10 protein-coding genes are annotated in these 22,675 nt (G+C 48.1%); 5 read left to right on the top strand and 5 right to left on the bottom strand.

Annotation, left to right across the window (positions count from 1 at the left end):
• Nucleotides 1–85: 85 nt before the first annotated feature.
• On the bottom strand, nt 86–2,491 hold the full coding sequence (locus tag M2137_RS01040; protein ID WP_280764760.1) for a glycoside hydrolase family 2 TIM barrel-domain containing protein: 2,406 nt from the start codon (nt 2,489–2,491) through the stop codon (nt 86–88).
• A 594-nt stretch (nt 2,492–3,085) separates the two neighbouring features.
• On the opposite strand from M2137_RS01040, the gene purL reads away from it, so the two are divergent.
• A complete protein-coding gene (gene purL / locus M2137_RS01035; protein ID WP_280764601.1) occupies nt 3,086–6,772 on the top strand; it encodes a phosphoribosylformylglycinamidine synthase in 3,687 nt (1,228 codons plus the stop codon).
• Nucleotides 6,773–6,874: 102 nt separating this feature from the next.
• Here purL and M2137_RS01030 read toward each other — a convergent pair whose 3' ends face one another.
• Nucleotides 6,875–7,075, bottom strand: coding sequence for a hypothetical protein (locus M2137_RS01030; protein ID WP_280764600.1), 201 nt, complete (start codon nt 7,073–7,075; stop codon nt 6,875–6,877).
• 237 nt (nt 7,076–7,312) lie between these two features.
• Between M2137_RS01030 and M2137_RS01025 the strand changes: the two genes are divergently transcribed.
• A complete protein-coding gene (locus M2137_RS01025) occupies nt 7,313–17,011 on the top strand; it encodes a LamG-like jellyroll fold domain-containing protein (RefSeq protein WP_280764599.1) in 9,699 nt (3,232 codons plus the stop codon).
• A gap of 15 nt (nt 17,012–17,026) precedes the next feature.
• The gene (locus M2137_RS01020) at nt 17,027–17,467 is read left to right on the top strand and encodes a hypothetical protein (RefSeq protein ID WP_280764598.1); all 441 of its coding nucleotides are present in this window, start codon (nt 17,027–17,029) and stop codon (nt 17,465–17,467) included.
• Between the two features lie 255 nt (nt 17,468–17,722).
• Here M2137_RS01020 and M2137_RS01015 read toward each other — a convergent pair whose 3' ends face one another.
• Nucleotides 17,723–18,643: a carbohydrate kinase gene (locus M2137_RS01015; RefSeq protein WP_280764597.1), complete on the bottom strand. Its 921-nt coding sequence runs from the start codon at nt 18,641–18,643 to the stop codon at nt 17,723–17,725.
• Between the two features lie 20 nt (nt 18,644–18,663).
• Nucleotides 18,664–19,275 (bottom strand): SIS domain-containing protein, encoded by a 612-nt coding sequence (locus M2137_RS01010; RefSeq protein WP_280764596.1) that lies wholly within the window; start codon nt 19,273–19,275, stop codon nt 18,664–18,666.
• Between the two features lie 118 nt (nt 19,276–19,393).
• Between M2137_RS01010 and M2137_RS01005 the strand changes: the two genes are divergently transcribed.
• On the top strand, nt 19,394–20,614 hold the full coding sequence (locus M2137_RS01005; protein WP_280764595.1) for a pitrilysin family protein: 1,221 nt from the start codon (nt 19,394–19,396) through the stop codon (nt 20,612–20,614).
• Here the strand turns inward: M2137_RS01005 and M2137_RS01000 are convergent.
• Nucleotides 20,595–21,188: an ACP phosphodiesterase gene (locus M2137_RS01000; protein ID WP_280764594.1), complete on the bottom strand. Its 594-nt coding sequence runs from the start codon at nt 21,186–21,188 to the stop codon at nt 20,595–20,597. The genes M2137_RS01005 and M2137_RS01000 overlap by 20 nt on opposite strands.
• 113 nt (nt 21,189–21,301) lie before the next feature.
• Here M2137_RS01000 and M2137_RS00995 point away from each other — a divergent pair, with 113 nt between their 5' ends.
• Nucleotides 21,302–22,666 carry a M28 family metallopeptidase gene (locus M2137_RS00995; RefSeq protein ID WP_280764593.1) on the top strand — a complete coding sequence of 455 codons (1,365 nt, stop codon included), beginning with the start codon at nt 21,302–21,304 and terminating at the stop codon, nt 22,664–22,666.
• Nucleotides 22,667–22,675 lie beyond the last annotated feature (9 nt).

Here is a 22,675-nt window from a genome sequence, read left to right as displayed (position 1 = left end):
GAAGGAAGCAATTCCCTCTAATAAGTTTCATGATTATTTTATTTATCTGAGGCGATTGGCAAATCTTGCCAATCGCCTCTGTTTTTTACTCAAAAGTATCGATGGAAAGGGTCGAATCGGGCAATCCTTCGGCTGTGACGGTCAGTTTGATCTGACCGGCTTTTTGGCCGTTTGGCTGCACAATAGCCACAGCTTTTCCCCGGAATGTTTTCGGATTCATCGAGCGGAAACTGGCCATATCATCGTAAGCCGCGTTGCCGGCGGCAATGACTGATCCCTCCCCTTCGCACCGTATGCCTACGTTCAGATCGACATCGGGCACCACATAGCCATCGGCATCCACCAACTCGATCTTCACATACGACAAATCGTTCCTGTTTGCTTTCAATTGGTTGCGATCGGCTGTCAGCCGGATAGCCACCGGAACACCTGTTGTCCGAAGCAGCGTAGAGGCTCTTTCGCGGTTCTTTTCGACATTGACCGCTTTCAGTTCACCGGCTTTGTAGGGTACTTTGAAGGTGGCTGTATAGTTTTCTTTGTCGGTCTCTTTTTCGTCGATCAATTGGCCATCCTGATAGAGTCTCACTTTGGGCGAACGGCTATAGACATTGACCCGCATCGTTTGGCCTTCGCGACCCGGCCAGTTCCAACTCAGTAGTTCATCGGTCCATCCCCAGCCATTGACCACCTCCTTTTTGCCGAGAGCCACCGGAGGACGTACAGCCATTGAGATCTCGCGTTCGCGCCACACCACATCACGGTAATAGGACTGAGGCTTCTTCTCGCCGCAGAAATCGATATCGCCACACCAGGCGTTATACCACGGCCAGCCCATAAACTGCGGATTGCGCTCTCCTTCAGCCAGTTCCAGCGCATGCCCCAGTCCGGCTTCACCGATATAGTCGATCGCTGTCCATACAAAATCACCGATCACGTATGGGTGCTTCTCAACCAGGTTCCAGTTGATCGCTGCATCCTTCGGATACGACTCACTGCCATAAATAACGCGGTCGGGATAGGCCTCGTGGTCGCTTTCATACTTCCACCACACATAGTTATAGCCTGCCACATCCACGTTCTGGAAGGCTCTGTAGGCATCCGTATCCCATTTAAACTGCCTTCTGTCCCAGAAATCATTGGCACCGATTGTCGTAAAGCGTGAGGTGTCGTATTGTTTGATCGTATTGACTAATCTTTTGGAGATAAGATCGCCTTCGGGTTGATCGGCGCGTTGTGCTACCTCGTTGCCGATGCTCCACATGATAATAGAAGGATGATTGCGGTCGCGGCGTACCGATGCCGCCAGGTCTTTGTCGCTCCATTCGTCGAAAAACTGGTGATAGTCGTTCCCTCTTTTACTTTGTTGCCATTGGTCGAATGTTTCGTGAATCACCAATAGTCCCAGGCGGTCGCAGGCATCTAAGAAATACTCTGACACCTGGTTGTGCGCGCATCTTACGGCATTGTATCCATTGGCCTTCATCAACTCCACCTTTCGCTCCTCGGCCCGGTCGATGGCTGCTGCCCCTAAGAGGCCGTTATCATGATGGATACATCCCCCTTTCAGTTTCACCGGTTTCCCATTCAAAAGGAATCCCTCCTTGGCCGAGAAAGAGATCGTGCGGATACCAAACGGAATGGTTATCTTATCCAGTTCTTTTCCTTCGGAGCTCAATACCACCTCAGCCCGGTAGAGCAATGGCGATTCGAGCGACCATAACGCCGGTTTTTTGATAACAAAGGAGGCCGAATAGGGAACGGTCGATGAAAGCGATGTTTTTTCAATCTGCGTGTACACCTCTTCCCCCTTCGGAGAGAATATCTTCACCTGCAGTTCGCCCTCGCCAGCCTTTTTCTCGGAGTTGTGGATAAGAGCCGAGAATTTGACTGTCGCCTCCTTACCTTTCACCTCGGAAGCATCCACAAAAGTATCCCATTCTTCCAAGTGTATTTTGTTTGTTTTGATTATCCACACATGGCGGAAAATGCCTGAACCGGCATACCAGCGGCTGTTCTGTCCGACATTCAATACGCGCACAGCAATGGTGTTCTCCACGCCCGGTGCATGGCAATAGTCCGTGATATCGACCTTATACGAGGTGTATCCATAGGGATTGAAATAGATCTTCTTGCCATTCACAAAGAGTTCCGACTGATTGTACACGCCTTCGAAATAAAGTGTAATAATTTTGCCGGCATCATTCGGTGAAAGCGTGAATTTTTTACGATACCAGCCTTCCCCGCCCAGGGTCTGCCCCGTATCGGCACCGCCCATACCCCCTTCGCTTAGTTGGGAAAAAGGCCCTACGGTAATGCCTTCTCGCTGAATAGGCGCCGGATCCATGCTCCAGTCGTGCGGAAGATCCAGTGTACGCCATTTGACATCATTAAACAGGGGCTGCTCGGCGTTGGCTACGCCTCCCCGGTGAAACTTCCAGTTGTCGTCGAAAAGTGCCTTTCGACCGGATGCAAATGCGTTAGTAGCAGCCATGGCAGCCAAAAACAGAACAGACAGGAATAATAACTTTTTCATTTTCATAATTTCAACATATAAACAATAGTTTTACATAATAATCTTTCAAAGATATTTTTAATTTGACAATAAAGTGTTGTTTTAGCACTAAAAAAACCTCCTTCCTCCTCTTAAAATAGACAGAGGGTTCGGGTATGATTATAGTTGCAAGATAGCCGGAATCGCAATGTAAACAAATGTTAAACTACCCGTTTCCGACAAAACAGCCAATTTACGATTTGTAATTTCCGAAGGACTTTGCGCGCAAAAAAGCAGGACTATTTTTGCAAACTCCCGGGAGAAACACTTTTTAACGTATGGATTTGTAAGAAAAAAGACCGTTTTGCTTACAATCGAGTTTTTAACATTTCAAAATTTTGAGGATGCGAAAAGGAACGGTGAGATCTTCAAACATTACCCAACTTGAAACCCTTCCCCGTGACATATTGGTTAGGTATTAAATACAACTGTCACGTTAAAATAAACAGGAATTCATTATTTCTGATTATCTTTGCCACGCGTAACAAACGGGTTGTTCGCCATGATGTTAGACATATCAATAGTAATAAAAATATGATTCTATTTTTCAGATCTTCCGGTTCTGTATTGGCTGTTGAGGCAGCTCAACCATTCTCTTCCGAAAATATCCAAAAATTAGTGTGGGCGTTTGGCAATGCCACCCCATTAGAGGTAGACACCTTAGACGGCTGGTTTGTAGGCCCTCGTCGTGAAATGATCACGCCCTGGAGTACCAACGCCGTTGAGATCACCCAAAACATGGGGGTGCCCGGTATTTCGCGTATTGAAGAATATTTCCCTGTGTCCGGCAAAGAGGCGGAACATGATCCTATGTTGCAACGCATCTATAACGGGTTGGATCAGGAGATATTCACTATCAACAAAAAGCCGGATCCGATTGTCTACATTGAGGATATTGTGGCCTATAACGAGCAGGAAGGGCTGGCGTTAAGCGAAGACGAGGTGGCTTATCTGAACGAAGTGAGTGAGAAGCTGAATCGCAAGCTGACCGATAGCGAAGTGTATGGATTTGCGCAGGTGAATTCCGAACACTGCCGCCATAAGATATTCGGTGGTACGTTCGTGATCGACGGGGTGGAGATGGAAAGCAGCCTGTTCAACCTGATCAAGAAGACCTCGAAAGAGAATCCCAACAAATTGGTGTCGGCCTACAAAGATAATGTAGCGTTTAATGAAGGGCCGAAAATGGAGCAGTTCGCTCCGCTTTCGGGAGACAAGCCCGATTATTACGCCACCAAAGAGATCGAAACCGTGATCTCCCTGAAAGCGGAAACACATAACTTCCCCACCACTGTGGAGCCGTTCAATGGTGCTTCTACCGGTTCGGGAGGTGAGATACGCGACCGTCTGGCCGGCGGAAAGGCCTCTTTGCCGATGGCAGGGACGGCGGTTTACATGACCTCCTACCCGCGCACAGAAGGTGCCCGCGAATGGGAACAATATATGGATCCCCGCCGTTGGTTGTATCAAACACCGGAACAGATCCTGATCAAGGCCTCTAACGGGGCGTCACAGTTCGGGAATCATTTCGGGCAACCGCTGATCTGTGGTTCTGTTTTGACCTTCGAACACGAAGAAAACAATAAGAAATATGGATACGACAAGGTCATCATGCTGGCCGGTGGTGTTGGTTTTGCTAATAAACGCGATGCGTTGAAAGGTGATCCCGAACCGGGCGAGAAGGTGGTGGTGATCGGTGGCGACAACTACCGTATCGGTATGGGTGGAGGCGCTGTCTCTTCGGTCGACACCGGGCAGTATGCCAGCGGCATCGAATTGAACGCCGTACAGCGTGCCAATCCGGAGATGCAGAAGAGAGCAGCCAATGTGATCCGTACCATTGCGGAAGCCGATGAGAACCCGATCGTGTCAATCCACGACCACGGGGCCGGTGGACACCTCAACTGTTTGTCCGAATTGATCGAGGCAACCGGTGGGGTAATCGAAATGGATAAACTGCCTATCGGCGATCCGACGCTCTCTGCCAAAGAGATCATTGGCAACGAGAGCCAGGAACGTATGGGGCTTCTGATGAAAGAGAAAGATGTGGAACGTATCAAACGCATTGCCGAACGCGAACGCGCTCCGATGTATGTGGTAGGGGAAACAACAAACGATATGGCGTTGGTATTCAAGCAGGCGGACGGCGAAAAGCCCATCGACCTGAAACTGGAATACATGTTTGGCAAGGCGCCGAAGACAGTGATGGTCGACCATACACTGGATGAGGCCTACCAACCGGTGGTGTACAAAGAATCCGACATACATCATTACCTGGAGAATGTGCTTCAACTGGAAGCTGTTGCCTGTAAGGATTGGCTGACTAATAAGGTCGACCGTTCGGTAACGGGTAAGGTAGCCCGCCAGCAATGCCAGGGTGAATTGCAGTTGCCATTGAGCGACCTGGGTGCTGTGGCACTCGATTACAGAGGAAAAGCAGGGATTGCTACCTCGATTGGGCATGCTCCGCAGGTAGCGATGGTTGATCCGGCAGCCGGTTCGGTGATGGCGATTGCCGAATCGTTGACCAACCTGGTGTTTGCTCCGTTGAGCGATCAGCTGAAAGGGGTGTCGTTGAGCGCCAACTGGATGTGGCCCTGCCGCAACGAAGGGGAGGATGCCCGTTTGTACAAGGCGGTACAAGCCTGTTCGGACTTTGCCATTGCGTTGGGCATCAATATACCGACCGGGAAAGACTCCCTGTCGATGACACAGAAATATGGGCAGGAAAAGGTGATTTCTCCGGGAACGGTGATTATCTCTGCCGCCGGTGAAGTGAGCGATGTGAAGAAGATCGTGTCGCCGGTGCTTGCCAAAGAAAACAATACGACAGTCTATTATATCGATTTCTCTTTCGATACCCTGAAACTGGGCGGTTCTGCTTTTGCACAGGTATTGAACCGTATCGGCGACGAGGTGCCAACGGTGAAAGATTCGGAATACTTCGCTGATGCGTTTAATGCTGTTCAGGAGGCGATTGAAAACGGGCTAATCCTGGCCGGACACGATATCTCTGCTGGTGGTATGATCACCGCTCTGTTGGAAATGTGTTTCGCCAATGTAGAGGGCGGCTTGGAAGTCGACCTGAACAGGGTGGCAGAAGAGGATCTGATGAAGATCCTGTTTGCCGAGAATCCGGGTATCCTGGTGCAGGTGAAAGACAAGAAAGCGTTCGAACAACTGATGTCGGAGCGTGGCGTTGGCTTTGCCGCTATTGCCAAACCGACGGCAGAACGTCATATCCTGGTGGCTAAGAACGGCGTGGAATACCACTTCGGTATCGATTATATGCGCGATGTGTGGTATCAATCCTCTTACCAATTGGATAGAAAGCAGAGCGGTAGCCTTTGTGCAGGCAATCGTTTTGAGAACTATAAGATGCAACCGTTGGAATTCAAATACAACAAACATTTCACCGGACGCCTGGCGGATCTGGGTCTTTCGGCCGACCGTAAGGAACGAAGTGGCGTGAAAGCGGCTGTAATCCGCGAAAAGGGATCGCAGTGTGAACGCGAAACGGCGTATGCGCTCTACCTGGCCGGCTTTGATGTGAAAGACGTTCACATGACCGACCTGGCAAGCGGACGCGAAACACTGGAGGATGTGAATATGATCATCTTTGTGGGTGGTTTCTCTAACTCCGACGTATTGGGCTCTGCCAAAGGATGGGCCGGTGGCTTCCTCTACAACGAACGGGCGAAAAAGGCGATCGACAACTATTATGCCCGCAAGGACACCTTGAGTATGGGTATCTGTAACGGTTGCCAATTGATGGCCGAACTCGAAGTGCTCTATCCCGAACATGAGGTGAAACATAAGATGGTATTCAACGACTCGCATAAGTTCGAATCCAACTTCGTTACGCTGGAGATCCCGAAAAACAACTCGGTGATGTTTGGTTCCCTGAGTGGATCGAAGATCGGTGCGTGGGTAGCTCATGGCGAAGGTAAGTTTGCTTTCCCGTATGAAGAAAAGCAATATAACGTGGTAGCTAAATATAACTACGAAGGGTATCCTGCCAATCCGAACGGATCGCCCTGGTCGGTTGCCGGCGTGGCTTCGGCCGATGGTCGCCACTTGTCTATCATGCCTCATCCGGAGCGCGCCGTGTTCCCGTGGCAGTGTGGCTATTACCCCGCTGATCGCCAGGCCGACGAAGTGACTCCGTGGATGGAAGCCTTCGTGAATGCCCGTAAATGGATTGAAGAGGCTGTTAAATAACCGCTCAAACAGATCGTAAAACCATAAAAAGGCTGTCCAAATAGTTGGACAGCCTTTTCTTTTTCCATTTTAATCACTCCCTTTGAATCGAATTACTTCACCTTAACAGCGATTTGCGTGGCGAACGAATGAATTCAGACACATCGCATTGGCCAGTACGCCTTTGATGTCGCTTCCCCGAGCCGCCCACTCATCGACCAATAGCAATAACGGCTTTTTCTCCGGATAGAGCGATTGAGCAATACGGATCTGTGCCGCAGCAGTGGTTATCTTTTCTTCGAAATCCATCGCCGCTTCGCCCATAAAGTTGTAATAGTCCGTAGAGATCTTTTCGCCCCAATGGAACTTTTTTCACAAACTCCCGGGAGAAACATTTGCTTTACCCCTTCGTAAACCCAAATTAGCCACTACAACATTTTGTTAGAAAAAATTGGTTACAAATCACAAATTGTAACCAATTTTTATTTTTTAGTAATTATTTTTAAACGCCAAAATCTATTAAAGCGGGGATTCAGGAATAACCATAAATAAAGTAATCGTATGAAAACACTCTACCCAAACCTCAAAAAAACAAAGGGGGCATGGCTTTCTTCAGCCATCCGCCATTTTCTCAAAGAGGAAAAAAGAAAGAGCCGCAACGCGGCAAAAACAGTATGCCTCATCTTACTGCTACTGCTAACGGGACAGGCGGTGAAGGCGCAGACTTCCTTTTATGTCCCCTATAATGTGGTGCATGGCACATTTTGGAATGAAAATTGCAATTTAAGTGATCTGAAACCATGGATTAGTCATCACGATATGGGAAAAGGTTTTATCGATATATTTATTCCCTATTATCACAATAAAGGGAATACACCTGACCATCGCCTTGAATCCGGAACACTCTACTTCACCAGTAGCAAAGCAGCAGGGAATTATCCAATTTGTACCATGTATGCTGAAGACAAAGATCATGAAGTGGATGGTAAGGGGGGGCAACGGTGGTGGTATCCCCAGGGGCATGATGATTATGAAAAAGTCTATGCGATGGATGTTACTGGGCGTTATGCATACCCTTTAAATCCAAATACAGAGGGTAGAATATATAACTATGAGGCTTCGATAACAGGTAACGGTCCTCGCCAGATCACTTTTGGTGTTATCCGTTGGTACTACTCCAGAAACCGGATGAATGATGTGTGTGGAATATATGTAACTATGAAAACAAGCGATTCCAAAGAGACAAGAACTTATCCTTTAGGGAATCTTACCTTCCCCACGATTCCTACACCGACGTTTGAATGTACTCTTGACCCAGAGAGGCCGGGGTATACGAAAGTGGTATATAACTACCCGCAAAATCCTATTGTTGGAAATACTTCTTTTTTAGTAAACTATGCGAACGAGACACCTATGGGAAATGGAAATCCCTTCTATATCCCGTGTGATACCGTGGCAGATCAGATTTTTTCTGTCTCATTCCGTCCCAGTGAGCCATATGCCTGGGCGCCTGCCCCTGATGGCTCTTATTGGGAGTCTTTTAAGATACCTGCTCAGATTTATCATCATCCGGAAGAATTTACGTTAGAATATGATCGCGAAAAGAGTATAGTGAATGTGAGCTGGTCTTTAGCGTCAACCCCAGTAAGCGCAGGGCGAGACTATATCAAAGGTGACCAGTTTGAGATAGAAAGAGCCGAAGATGAATCTTTTGAGTCCTCCACACAGGTAGGCCTAATTGATTTTAATGAAACGGTAGATAAGTACAGCCTACAGGATACCATTGGGCAATTTCCTCAGACGGGGGAATATTATTATCGGATCCGACGAACGCATACAGCGGATATCTGGCAGTGGAGGTATGCGCAAGAACGGACGTTGACTCTTGCCACGAATCATACCTCTATTGTATCAGCCGCAGCAACTTTGGGCGACGATGGAAAATCAATCCTTGTCACATGGAAGGAGGAGCCCGGTATCTGGTCGAAAGGATCCAAACTGATCTTACGAAAAATGACACGCTCAGGCACGACGGATATAGAATTGACCCAAAGGCAATTTTTGAAAGGGGAATACCTCGATGAAATGGTGCAAATGTGTAATGATTATTCCTATGATGTATTTATTGCTCCGGGTAACAGCTCTTACGCACAAGAAATACCCATCCGCACAGAAACGGTGACACCATACGAAGTGGGAACCATATCCGATCTCGTTGTCTCCAAGGGATATTTCCCCGACCGGGTAACATTACAATGGAAGGCAGAGGGTGTCTTTGATAATTATGTGATTAAGCGTGTCCGTTATGGCGGTGGAGAAGAGGTACAACTCGATGCGAAGATTGGAGATGTAGCCGATGGACTCTATTTATATGAAGACAAAACGGGGTCTGCCGGGGTCTATTACAACTACAAGGTCTACGGAATCACCAACTGTAGCGGTAATATCTACACCTCCAAAGATACCTTGGTCAGTATCGGGTTCAGAAGCCCGACAGGTTCGATCTATGGACAGGTGAGTTTTGAGAACGGGCAGGCGGTTCCGGGTGTCGACATCCTGCTCACCTCGGAGTATCTGAGCCTGGGTACCAGTATCTATTCCGACGGAAGGGAGGGGAGTTATTTACATGTGCCGCGCATGAATAACTCCATTTTCAACACAGACTTTAGTTTCCAGGCATGGATCCGTCCGGATGATGCGGAACCCAAAAATCAAATCCTGTTTGATAATGGGGAACGATATACCATTGGTTTTAACGAGGCGGGTGAGCTTTTCTTTAAGGTGGGAGATAACACCCTGAGCCACGCATTCGATTTCAGCGAAAAGACAGATATCTTTACCCATTTTACTTTCGTACACAACAGCGGAAGGGTACTGTTGTTTGAAAAAGACTCGCTGTTGGCCACCGTAACCGATGTGGCTATACCCAATACGATTCCACCCGATTTCTATCTGCTGGCCGACAAAAACAAAGGGAGACGCTTCAAGGGGAATATAGAAGAGGTGAGAATGTGGAAAGTGGCGCTCGACTCCGCACAGATAGCCAGGGATTATACCCGCCTGTTGGAAGGAGATGAAAGAGGGTTGCTGGCTTATTACCGGTTTGACGAGGCCATTACAGACGCTTTCTACGATATCTCTTTCCATGACGGGGATAGCTATCATGCCAATCATGGTGTTATTTACGGAGCCAGGCACTCGGAAAGGATCCCCACCTCGGCGCAACTGGCGTTGAAAGGGGTTACCAATGAACAGGGGAGCTATATGGTAAACGGAATTCCGTACACCGGAAACGGTACCACGTACACCATCACACCGCGGCTGAAGACGCATACCTTTAAGCCAACTTACGAGACACGCAAAATATCTTCGGACCAGAACAGTTTTAATGTCCACTTTGAGGATACGTACTCTTTCTCTGTTTCCGGTTATGTTTATTACAGCAATACGGATATCCCTGTACAGGATGTGATGTTCTATATCGATGGCAACCCGGCCAATGATGGCAAAGGTAATCTCCTGAAGTCGAAGAGTGACGGATACTTCAATATCCGGGTGCCGGCGGGTGAACACGAAGTAAAAGCCGTGAAAACAAACCATGTCTTTGAAAAAGAGGGAAAGATCACCAATATCGACGGAACGGATGTGCTTTACGACAGAGATATTATCTTGCAAGAGGCTATTTATGACTCGACCCGGGTCAGAGTGGTCGGTCGGGTAGCCGGCGGCCCTGTACAGGAAGCCTATCCGTTAGGGCACTCCCTGTCGACCAATAATCTGGGAGAGGTCATCAAGATAGAAATGAAATATATAAACGACCAGAAACGGCTTGTACTTGGAAAAGACTCTACAATAGTCAATACACATCCCGTCGGGAAACTGGATCAAGAAGCAGGCAAGGAACCGAAGAAGACAGAAGTCTCTTTTGGAGCAAGCATGATAACAATAAATCCGGATAAGGAGACGGGAGAATTTATGGTTGACCTGATACCGGAGAAGTTCTCTATACGAAACACCAGCGTGACAGGACACGGAAGTCTCCATGAAAATGCCATAGAAATGGATTTAACAAATGCGTTTTTTGAGGAATATTCGCTACGGGAGTATGCGGACAGCTTAGAGCTTACACCCGATACCGTCCGATACAATTACGCGCATCAGATCATCAAACGGGTCGATCCGATTATTGAGATTATTGAGACCAAACACAAACAGGCACTGGATCACTTTGGAGAAAGCAGGATTCAGGTAAATATGGAAGGCAATAGCTATCAGGATGTGGCGGTGTATGATGAGGGGTATCTATTCGGATTTCCTGTATATGTAAAAGCAGTCACCTATCATCTGCAGGCAAGTGTTTTTGAGCAGTATGATTATTATAATATAAATGAAGTAAAACAAAGGGAAGACAGGGTTCCTTCCCAGGATGGGATACTGAAATTCACTAATAACCTTACAGAAAAAGGCGCCCCTACAGAAGCGGCGAATCAGGTGAAAATTGACTCTACAGGGATAGCTTACTACTCTTTTATGGCCGGAAATCCGGATTTGGGATCCGGCATTAAAACCTTGCAGGCTTCCGTTTCTATCGGCAGTAAAGAGATCCCCTGGGAGGATGGAAAAGGAATAAGTGCGATTATTATTGGAGGTGTGGCCAATGGAACACGTTTTGTTACAAAGGGACCGGATATTATTGATTTTGTATTGCGTGATCCACCGGGATCAAATAGCTATGCATATCTGGAAAAAGGATATACCACAGCTAAGACTACCTCCTATAAAACACATGCAGAGGAGCAAATACAAATCGGAGGGTACAAGAACCTGGGTGTTAAGACAATTACGTGGACAGGTGTCGGTGGAGGAGGGGCTGTTAGCACAGAAGTCATCTTAGAGAACACCATCTCTGGTTATGAGAATTTCACCTTTGAAGGAGACTTTAGTACAACGGAGACTACCACCTACACCACCCTTATCCAAACAAGCGCAGAATCCGACTTTGTCGGAGCGGATGGTGACCTTTATATTGGTAAATCAGTCAATATCAATTACGGATCGTCTGAAAATATTACGATTGTCCCTGATTCTATTTATCAGAAATATAGTGCAGAATATACACTACTCATGAGTAGTAACGACAATAAATACCGCTTGGTAAACACTAAAGGAGTTGCACTCGGACAAACTTATGCGACCAATTTCATCTATCCGCAAGTTTTTTTGGAAGAGGTGATGATTCCAGAGTTGGAACGTGTAAAAAGATCGCTTTTGAGGAATGATTTTAGCAATGCTACTGAAGCGGCACAATACGCCATAGCAAACCGTGTGCAAGTCTATCATTCGCTGGTTAATTCTGATCATGAAAACTATGGGGAAGATGCATATTACTTATTCCTCTCACACGACCGCGATAACGGGATTGATTCCGTAAAGATGTACAATGAAAGTATTCGTTTATGGAAGAAAGCGATGGCTGACAATGAAAAAGATAAAATAGAAGCGCTTAAAAAGAGCAAGAATGTAACGAACTATTCGATACATGCCGGATCGCAGCTTGAATTCAACAAAGTCTTTGAATATGTAGACAAGAATACCTATTCTTATAGCATCACGCTGGGAACAGAGATGGCTTTTGCTACGGGTTTCCAATTTGGAGGAAGCGGATATGTTGCCAAGATCGATATAGCAGCAAACGTAGCACAAACATTTGGAGATGAGACTGCGGAGGCAAATAGCACTAAAACGGGATTTGTTTTGGCGGAAAGCGAAAGCAGCGATTACATCAGTGTAGATGTAGCCGAAGTAAATAATCGGAAAGAACTGGAAGCAATATGGGAAGAGCGCTACCGATCATCGTATGGGAGTGGCAGCGATGCGGATAAGATAAAAGAAGAATTTGTACAGGAGAAATTAGCCTCATCTATTGGCGGATATGTCTTTGCCCTTAAGGGAGGAGCCACTTCATGCCCTTATGAACCGCAATATATAACAAAATACCACGAACCGGGTACCGCTATCGGGCAGTCGACCGCCCGTATTGAAGTTCCGAAAATGTCTATGCCCGTTTCCCTTATTACGGATGTACCGGAAACACGCAAGGCTGTGTTTACCCTGGAACTGAAAAATGAATCGGAAACGGAAAATGACGGATGGTATGTGTTGAGATTAGTCGAGGAAAGCAATCCGCACGGAGCGCAGCTGTTTATCGACGGAACCCCGTTGGGTAACGGACGGGCATTCTTTGTCAAATCGCGAGAGACGCTGACAAAAACGCTTGAAGTAGGGAAAGGCGCCGTAAATGAGTATGAAAACCTTGTTTTGTCATGGGAATCGCAATGCGACAGTAAGAACAACGACCGAGCTACTTTCTCGGTTCACTTCGTAACCTCCTGTTCCTATGTAGAGATCAATTCTCCCCGGAATAACTGGGTGGTCAATACGGAATCTCCGACGGAAACTATCGATGGAACGGATAGATACTACCTGCCGATTACGATTGACCAGTATGACGTGAACTTTGAGAACTTCCATCATATAGAGTTCCAGTATAAACTCTCTTCTGAGAGCGATAAAGAATGGACTACGGTGATGGAGTTCTTCCCCGACAGTGCTTCTTACAAAGAAGCTGTGAGTTCAGGCTCAAACTCAGAGAAGTACGTTTTCTCGGGAGGAAGTATCAGTGGAAAGTTTGTGGTGGACGGATTGGTAGATCAACGATATGATCTTGCGGCGGTAAGCGTATGCCGCCGAGGCAATCAATACATACCGACGGTGTCGGCTATTCACAGCGGCATCAAAGACACCCGCCGTCCGAGCTTGTTTGGCAGCATACAGCCTGCCGACGGGGTATTGGATCCGAATGATGAAGTGAAACTGACATTCAACGAAGAGATTATTGAAGGATATATCAACCCAACCAACTATAGTGTGAAAGGCATTCAAAGCGGTACCACCCTTGGACACGATGTATCCATTGAGTTCGATGGCATAAACGATTACCTCTATACGGAGGCGACTCGCAACCTGACCGGGAAAGACCTTACCATTGAGATGTGGATATACCGCGACGGCACGCAAAACGGTACCCTCTTCAGTCATGGAGACCAGAATAATTCATTCGAGATCAGCCTGCTCGCTTCCGAAAAGCTGGAGGTACGGATAGGCAATCAGACATACCTCAGCCAGTCCGACCTGAAAAAAGAGACGGGTATGTGGGAACATATCGCTGTCACCTATCAGGCAGCTACCGGCAATTTAGACGTGTATCACAACTGGACAAATGTGATCAACACGCAGGCTTCGGAAGCCTATGCTGGCATGGGCATATTTGAAGTCGGGCGCAGCATGAAACAGGGCGGCAACTATTTCAAAGGCAAGATGCACGAATTGCGTATATGGGATCGCGTATTCAATGATACGCGTCTGCAGACCAATGCCCACATCAGCTTCTCCGGTGCGGAAAGCGGCTTGCTCGCTTATTACCCGATGGATGAAGGAAAAGGCAAATTGGCATTGGAAAAGGTCAGAGGAGCGAACGCCTTTGTAGAAGCCGCTTGGAATACACCGGCAGGCAAATCGATTGCCCTCGATGGCACCAACTATGTGACGATCAATACAGGCGCTGCTATCATCACGCCGGAAATGGATTATACGATCGAATTCTGGTTCAAAGGCGAACCGGGTCAGCAGAACGCTGCTCTTGTTTCCAACGGAAGAGGAGATTCGGGTGATTGGGACGATGATCCGAATAATCTGCAGCCATCCGACAGGCTATTCTTCTTAGGCTTTGAAAACGGAGTGCTTACCTTTAAGAATAAGCGGAGACCATTCACCGTGAACAATAAGAACCTGCTCGACAACAACTGGCATCACCTGGCTGTTTCCGTGAAACGTATAGCCGGCAGGGCGCAGATCTATATCGACGGGGTATTGGCTACCTACTTTGATGCAACTGAGCTGGGTAGCATCGACGATGCCTCCATGGTGCTTGGCGCGCGGCGCTACCGGTCGATCGGCGGCGAAGTGGTCGATATGCACTTCAAAGGACAGATCGATGAGTTCCGTTTGTGGTCGCTCTATAAAGATGAGAAACTGGTAGACTACAACAACAATGTCATGATGGATGGAACCGAGATCGGGCTCCTGGCCTATTATCCTTTTGAGAAACTGGTATTAGGGCAGGTCGGCTATGAGAATCATTTCACATTAGAAGACAGAAAAGTGAATTCATCCGCCGGCGAAGCTCAGGCTACCGGCAATGTCTCTTCCATTGAGTCCGCACCTATCAAGCCTTTGCGCAATGAGCTCAAACTGGACTTCCTGACCGTTGTCAACAAAGACGCGCTTATTCTGTATCCGAATCCGGCAACCACCCGTTGGGAAGACTTTGAGAGAACAACGCTCACCTTCAGCCTCGATAATCTTGCCATACGCGACCTGAACGGGAATAAAATGAATTCGCCCATCAGTTGGACGGTCTTTGTCAACCGCAGCCAGCTCCATTGGACGGAAAAAGAACTGGTGTTTGTCATAAACGAGTTCGAACCATTGGAATTCACCGCACGGATTGCCAACTCAAGCGGTTCGGTCGAGCGCTATACGATCGAGAATCTACCGACCTGGATGAAAGCGAAACCATCCGAAGGAACGATCGATCCGAAAACCGAACAGCCCATCACCTTCACAATTGCTCAGGGACTGAACGTCGGAACCTACGATGAAGTGATCTACCTGCGTAGCGAAAACAATGTAACCACTCCGCTTCCGGTGACCATCCGTGTGATGGGCGAGAAACCCGACTGGAGCGTTGACCCGGCCGACTTCAAGTATAATATGGCTCTCTATGGCAAGATGCGTTTCAACAACATCTTCTCTTCCGACAAAGACGACATGCTGGCGGCCTTTATCGACGGGGAATGTGTCGGGGTGGCCAACTCGGTCTACTTAGATGAACTGGATATGTGGTATGCCTTTATCAGCATCTATTCCAACGAGGTGCAACACGAAGCTGTTGAATTCCGTATGTGGGATGCAAGCACCGGGCAGATCTACCTCGGTGTGCCGGATACACCGATCGCCTTCAGAAACGATAAGATATACGGCTCACCACGCACTCCGGTGATCATTGATGGAGAGAATATGCTCTACCAGAATATAACGCTCAACAGGGGCTGGAACTGGATCTCATTCAACGTACAGAGCGAATCGATGGCCAACGTGAATAACCTATTGACACGCAAAGGCTGGACCTCGTCCGACCTGGTGAAACAGGAAGAGATTGGCTTCGATATATTCACGCAAAACGAAGGATGGATCGGCGATATATCCGATAATGGCGGGTTCACCAACATGACCATGTATAATCTTAAAACAGAGAAAACGCGGACAATTTCCCTGCTCGGCTCGCCTGTCGACGTGACGAAGACTCCGATCACTATCCGGGGAAATCGCTGGAATTACATCAGCTACCTGCCTACGGTGAATATGTCGGTCAACGAAGCCCTGGCGGATTATGACGCGCGGGAGAACGATATTGTCAAATCGCAGAACAGCTTTGCCATGTATGCCGGCAATATCGGTTGGATCGGTAGCCTGTCGTATATGGAATCCGGAAAAGGATATATGCTTTACCGGGAACACAGTTCCGACCATTCGTTCCGCTATCCGCGCAATGCCGGTTCGCTCAGCCAATTGCGTTCGGCTACGGACGAGGAATACCGCTATGCCGATAATATGACTGTCGTAGCCCGTATTGTAGGGGGTGCCGAGGCAATGCCTGGCGACAAACTGGTAGCGTTCATCGATGGCAACGACCGTTCCCGCTCTGCGGTATTGGACGACGATCTGTTCTTCCTGACGATTCCGGGCGATGAAAGCAGTCCTATCTTCTTCGCCCTCGAGCGCAACGGCAAAGTTATCGCCCGCACCTATAGTCCACTGTTCGACTACGGCAAGGACAGAAGTATAGGGACGATCCGGGAACCGCTGGCTTTGAGCTTCGCGACCGACCAGCAGGCAACGCTCTATCCGAATCCGTTTGAAGATCAGCTGAACATCGTATTGCGAATAGACGAACCATCGGATGTGGAAATGGCGATCTATAATCTGACCGGACAGAAGGTGCATGCCTGGCCAAAACAGGCGTTTTCACCGGGCGAACACCATCTCGTATGGCTTGCCGACAATCAGGTCAGCGGCATGTTCATCGTAAGGATAACGATCAACAATCAGCCGGCCACCTATAAAGTGATTAAAAAATAATAAAACATATTGGTTATGAGACACCTGAAACTTATTATAGCAGTCCTATTTTTAGGGATTTTCAACTGGAATTGCGGCAGCAAAGACGATTATCCCACCTATCCACGTCCGAACTGGGAGCTGTCCGGTCTTCCGGGTACCTACTCCGCGAGTATGATTATCGTGATGTCGCTGCCCGATCACCTGGCAAAGAACGAGGGCGATACGGATCTTATTGGCGCTTTCATCGGGGAGGAATGCCGGGGAGTGGCCACCGTGAAAAAGTATGATGGGAAAAACCTCTACTTCCTATTGATAAAAGGAGACGCGGCCGAGCAGAATAATGTTTTTATCCGCTACTATTGCGGAAAAAATTCCTATATGTATGCTTCCCAAAACTCCATCCCGTTTGTGATCGACAATGTGCATGGGGATGCCGATACCCCCTTTATCCCCGACTTTGTCCCGATGGAATAAGGCTTCTCACGATTCAGACATTTCGTAAAAACGTAAACAAACGTTAATTTGCCCTTTACCGACGAAATGCAAAATTTACGATTTGTAATTTTGCCCCTACTTTACGCGCAAAAAAGCAGGACTTTGAAGACAAACTCCCGGGAGAAACACTTTTTAACGTATGAGATTGTAAGTAAAACGGCTGTTTTACTTACAATCGATATTTTAACATTTTAGTGATGGGGGTGCGAAAATGCACGGTGATATCTCCTTTTTTTACCGATAGCTTTCGGCAAACTCTCTGGAGATGTAGTTGTCGTAGCTTTTGCAGGCTTCGGTGGCGAAGTCGATGGCGCAGCGCATCACGTTAGCCTCTGTCTCTTTGTCGAGGTGATCGAGGTTGTCGCGCGTGACATTGTATTTCAATAATCCATAGATAAAGCCGGCGTTGAAGTTGTCGCCTGCCCCTACCGTACTCACCGGAGTGATGCACGGCGCCGGGAAATGCTGTCGGCTGTTTTTGGAAAAGATCGTCACGCCTTGGGATCCATGTGTGCAAATCAACCGCTCGCAATAGAAGCGGATATGTTGTTCGTAGATCTGTTCCATATCTTTTTCCCCGTAGAGCCAGAAAAAGTCTTCGTCTGATCCACGCACAATATCGGCAAACTCCAGGTTCTCGATCAGGGTCGGACGCACTCGGAGCGCTTCGTGGGCATGGGGTTTGCGGAAGTTAGGGTCGTAATAAATGATGGCTTTCCTTTCCCGGGCATATTGCAGAAACTCCGCTACCTTTTCGCGGACAGTCGGGTTGAGGGCATAATAGGAACCGACGATAAAGATATCGTTCTCATGGATCGTCGGATAACCAACGTCCAGGCGTTGTGCCGGATAGTCTTTGTAGACCATATAAGAGGCATTTTGCTCTTCGTCTAAGAAAGCCAGCGCCAAGGGGCTTTTCCCATCCGGATAGGTGTCGATAAACTCGGTGGAAAGGCCGTTTTCTTGCATGAAGCGGCGGATGATATCGCCTATCGGATCGTTTCCCAGTTCGCTGATAAAACAGAGAGGCACCCCCATGCGGGCGAGGGAAACAAATCCATTGAAGACTGTCCCACCCGGAATGGCTCGGTGGGGCTGATCGTCTTTAAAGATGATATCGAGGATGGTTTCACCAATCCCAATGACTTTGCGCATAGAAGATAATGTAAGCGGGGTTATTCTTTTTCGCTTTGCTCGCGGCTCTTTGAGCCCAGGTAGCCGCCATGATGGCGTTTGGCGTAGTCGCGGTTAGAGAAACCAATGCGGCGCATGGTTCCGACCACTAAGATGTCGCCGATCACCGTCATCACGGTGGTCGATGTCGTAGGCGCTAACCCGAGAATACAAACCTCTGCAGGGTTGCCGGTAGGCAGGCAAACGGTTGCCTTTTCGGCCAACGGACTGTCGGGGTTGCCGGTGATAACAATGAATTTAATGCCCGGGGCAATGCCGCGTGCGAGTTCTACCAATTCCAGCAGTTCGCGTGTTTTCCCCGAATTGGAGAGGACGAGCATCAAGTCGTTGGGGCGTACGATACCCAGGTCGCCATGTTGTGCTTCGCTGGGGTGAAGAAAGAAAGAGGGAGTACCGGTGGAACTGAATGTGGTGGCAATGTTCATGGCTATTTGGCCGGCTTTCCCCATACCACTGGTGATCAGTGTGCCTCCTTTTTCATGCACATGTTCCAGAATAAGGGCTACCGCTTCTCCATAGCCTTCGACTACCGGGATGTTGCGCACGGCTGTCGCTTCCTGATCCAGTATTTTGGCGATTTCTTCTTTAGTCATAACACTTCGTTTTTGCCACAAAAGTAGGGATTTCTCTTAGGATAACAGCCACCGGTCGGCTTTTTTCTTTTGTCTGACTAATTATCGTATCTTTACGCCCTCAATTAAAAAAAATCCAATGCACTATCACATACATCAACTTCCGAACGGTCTCAGGGTGGTTCATCTGCCGATGGAATCGCCGGTTTTCTATTGCGGATTTGCCATCAACGCCGGGACACGCGACGAGCGTCCGGGCGAATTTGGGCTGGCTCATTTCGTGGAACATATGCTGTTTAAAGGAACGGAGAAGCGCAAGTCCTGGCATATCCTCAACCGCATGGAATATGTCGGAGGCGAATTGAATGCCTACACCACCAAAGAGGAGACGTTTATTTATTCCGCTTTTATGGAAGAACATTTCAGTCGTGCCTTTGAACTATTGTCCGACCTGGTGTTTCATTCTCAATTTCCGGCGCAGGAGATCGAAAAAGAGGTAGATGTTATCCTGGACGAGATCAACTCGTATGAGGACAGTCCTTCGGAACTAATCTATGACGAGTTTGAGAATCAGCTCTTCAATGGTCATGCCCTGGGACATCATATCCTGGGCGACGAGGCTTCGCTACTCTCTTTCCGCCCGGAAACAGGCCGTTCTTTCCTGTCGCGTTATTATGTGCCTTCCAATATGGTCTTCTTTTCGATGGGCAGGCGTCCGTTTGCGAAGATACTGAAAGAGGTGGAAAAGGCGTTGTCGGACATCGTTCTGCCGGGAGAGGTACTTAACCGAGAGGCACCGCCCTATATCGCTCCCTACCATAAAAAGGTGGCAAAAGATACCCATCAAGCACATGTCTTGATAGGGAGCCGTGCTTTCAATATGTTTGAAGAGAAAAGACTTTCCCTTTTTCTATTGAATAATATATTAGGAGGGCCGGGCATGAACAGCCGCCTGAATGTTTCTTTGCGCGAGAAGAACGGCCTGGCTTACAATGTGGAGTCGAGCATTATCTCCTATACCGACACCGGATTGGCGAATATCTATTTTGGAACCGATCCCAAAAACCTGGAGAAGTCGCTGCGCTTGGTGCATAAAGAGTTGGAGAAACTCTGCCAGGTGAAACTCACCAGTTCGCAGCTCTCCGCTGCCAAAAAGCAGGTGATCGGGCAAATGGGCGTGTCGAGCGACCACAAAGAGGGGGTATTCCTTGGTTTTGGGAAAAGCTTTCTGCATTATAACCGCTATGATACGCTGAAAGAGGTGTTTGCCAAGATCGAGAAGATCACTGCCGAAGAGATCCTGGAAGTAGCCAATGAGGTGTTTGGCAAAGAGAAACTCTTTAGTTTGATTTATCAGTAGTCGCGAAGCGGCTGACAAATTCCTGCAACTCTGTAAAGAAAGGGTGGAACACATCCCATAGTTCCATTTCATGTTCCTGAAGGTATTCGATTGCTTCTGAAGGAGAAACCGTGATGCGGTGTACCCTGACCATGATCTCTAAGGCCTCTTTGATACCCTCCCGGCTGGCGTATTTATATAGGCGGTTGGTCAGGATAAAGTGCCACATAAAACGTTTAAAGCGATCCGGAAGCCAACGGCGGTGGCGGATCAGGGTGAAATAAAAGCTCCTGGCGAATCGTTTCAGGGGGATATCCGAAAACGTATCGAACCGGGAAGCCAACAGATAGTCGAAATAGATATCGAGTAATACGGCAGAATAGCGTCCGAAATGGGGGCGCATCTGCTGGATCATGGCTTTGACGGCCGGATGGTTGTCGGTAAAATCGTCGATGGCCCGGTGCAGTAGGATGCCGTTTGTGATAGCCGGTGGATAGTTTTTATAGGAACTGCCTTTCACCGCATCGGCAAAAAAGTTTCCAAGCTGCACTTTCTTGTCAGCACCGGAAAGGAAGATATGAGCCAGGTAGTTCATGTTTGTGAAACAAATACAGCCCGCAAATGTACATTAAATATTTAAAAGCCTTCCCTACTTGAAGGGGATACAATCTTTTTTCCTATGTTTGTATGTCACTAAATCAAATTGTTATGAAGAAATTAGTATCGATAGTCGGGCTATTCCTATTGCTTTGTTGCGCCGGATTTTCCCTGCACGCGCAGACCATTCAACCCAGAGAGAAAACCATTTCGGATGCAGTCGAATCCATCTCATCTGCTAATATGTACACATTGGTAGAGGAGCTGGTGGGTTTTCATAACCGCAATAACCTGAGCAATACAACGCATCCCACCCAGGGAATCGGGGCGGCTGGTCATTTTCTTTTTGAGAAGGTTTCGTCTTATATTCCCCAATCTAACGGGCGACTAAGCGTTGAGAAGGTCGATTACACGGTTGGAGGAGCGAATACTCGCTTAGACAGGGATGTTCATTTGCAGAATATTGTCGCGACGATCAAAGGCTATGATGCCACCGACAACCGGGTGATTGCGCTGTTGGCGCATTACGACAACCGCAACGGGCAAGAGAACGACACCATCCGGTATGCTCCCGGAGCCAATGACGACGGCAGCGGGGTGGCTTGTCTGATGGAGATCACCCGTATTCTTTCCCGGATAGAAGTTCCCATTACCGTTAAATGTATGTTCCTCTCCGGTGAAGAACATGGATTATACGGAGCGCAACACATGGCAGGGCTGGCAGAAAAAGAGGGCTGGAACCTGATTGCCGTACTGAATAATGACATGATTGGCAACTCCGATGCCAGCGAAACGCATACGCAGACCAACACCGTTATCCGTGTATTTTCTGAAAATATACCGGTGGTCGAAACGGAAGAAATGCGTAAAACACGTGTGTACAATTCGGCCGAAAACGATAGTCCTTCCCGTCAGCTGGCGCGTTATGTCAAAGAGGTGGGCGAACGTTATGTCGATAATATGCAGGTGAAGCTTATCTACCGCAATGACCGCTTCGGACGGGGTGGCGACCATACTCCCTTTGCCCGGAAAGGATTCTCTGCTGTCCGGATATGTGAGGTCAATGAGAATTACGACCGTACTCATCAATACGTGCGGGAAGAGAACGGAATCAAATACGGAGATGAGATATGGGCTATCGACTTTGAATATGTCAGGAAGAATACGGGCGTCAACCTGGCTTCTGTCCTGAACATGGCTCTGGCTCCCGATGTTCCCCGGAACGTTAAGCTGGATGCTTCCGGCCTCACCAATTATTCCGAAATAAGCTGGGAAGCCCCTTCGCAAGGGAAACAACCGGATGCCTATTATGTATTGATCCGCGAAACCGACCAGTCGCAATGGCAAAAGAAAATCCTTGTTCGCGACACCCGCATCAAACTCCCCTACAGCAAAGACAATTACTTCTTTGCCGTTCAAAGCGTAGATGCGGAAGGGCATGAAAGCCTGGCGGTCTTTGCGGAAGGGAAAAGGTAAGCGGAATGT

The sequence above is a fragment of the Parabacteroides sp. PFB2-10 genome (genome assembly GCF_029893085.1).
Lineage (GTDB): Bacteria > Bacteroidota > Bacteroidia > Bacteroidales > Tannerellaceae > QVMG01.
Note: the sequence above shows the minus strand (reverse complement) of the source record. Positions and strands in the feature narration are given on the sequence as shown.

Excerpts from the sequence above, each read along its gene's own strand:
- M2137_RS01040 (WP_280764760.1), bottom strand. The coding sequence starts at position 2,491 with ATGGCTGCTACTAACGCATTTGCATCCGGTCGAAAGGCACTTTTCGAC.
- purL (WP_280764601.1), top strand. The coding sequence starts at position 3,086 with ATGATTCTATTTTTCAGATCTTCCGGTTCTGTATTGGCTGTTGAGGCA.
- M2137_RS01030 (WP_280764600.1), bottom strand. The coding sequence starts at position 7,075 with ATGGGCGAAGCGGCGATGGATTTCGAAGAAAAGATAACCACTGCTGCG.
- M2137_RS01025 (WP_280764599.1), top strand. The coding sequence starts at position 7,313 with ATGAAAACACTCTACCCAAACCTCAAAAAAACAAAGGGGGCATGGCTT.
- M2137_RS01020 (WP_280764598.1), top strand. The coding sequence starts at position 17,027 with ATGAGACACCTGAAACTTATTATAGCAGTCCTATTTTTAGGGATTTTC.
- M2137_RS01015 (WP_280764597.1), bottom strand. The coding sequence starts at position 18,643 with ATGCGCAAAGTCATTGGGATTGGTGAAACCATCCTCGATATCATCTTT.
- M2137_RS01010 (WP_280764596.1), bottom strand. The coding sequence starts at position 19,275 with ATGACTAAAGAAGAAATCGCCAAAATACTGGATCAGGAAGCGACAGCC.
- M2137_RS01005 (WP_280764595.1), top strand. The coding sequence starts at position 19,394 with ATGCACTATCACATACATCAACTTCCGAACGGTCTCAGGGTGGTTCAT.
- M2137_RS01000 (WP_280764594.1), bottom strand. The coding sequence starts at position 21,188 with ATGAACTACCTGGCTCATATCTTCCTTTCCGGTGCTGACAAGAAAGTG.
- M2137_RS00995 (WP_280764593.1), top strand. The coding sequence starts at position 21,302 with ATGAAGAAATTAGTATCGATAGTCGGGCTATTCCTATTGCTTTGTTGC.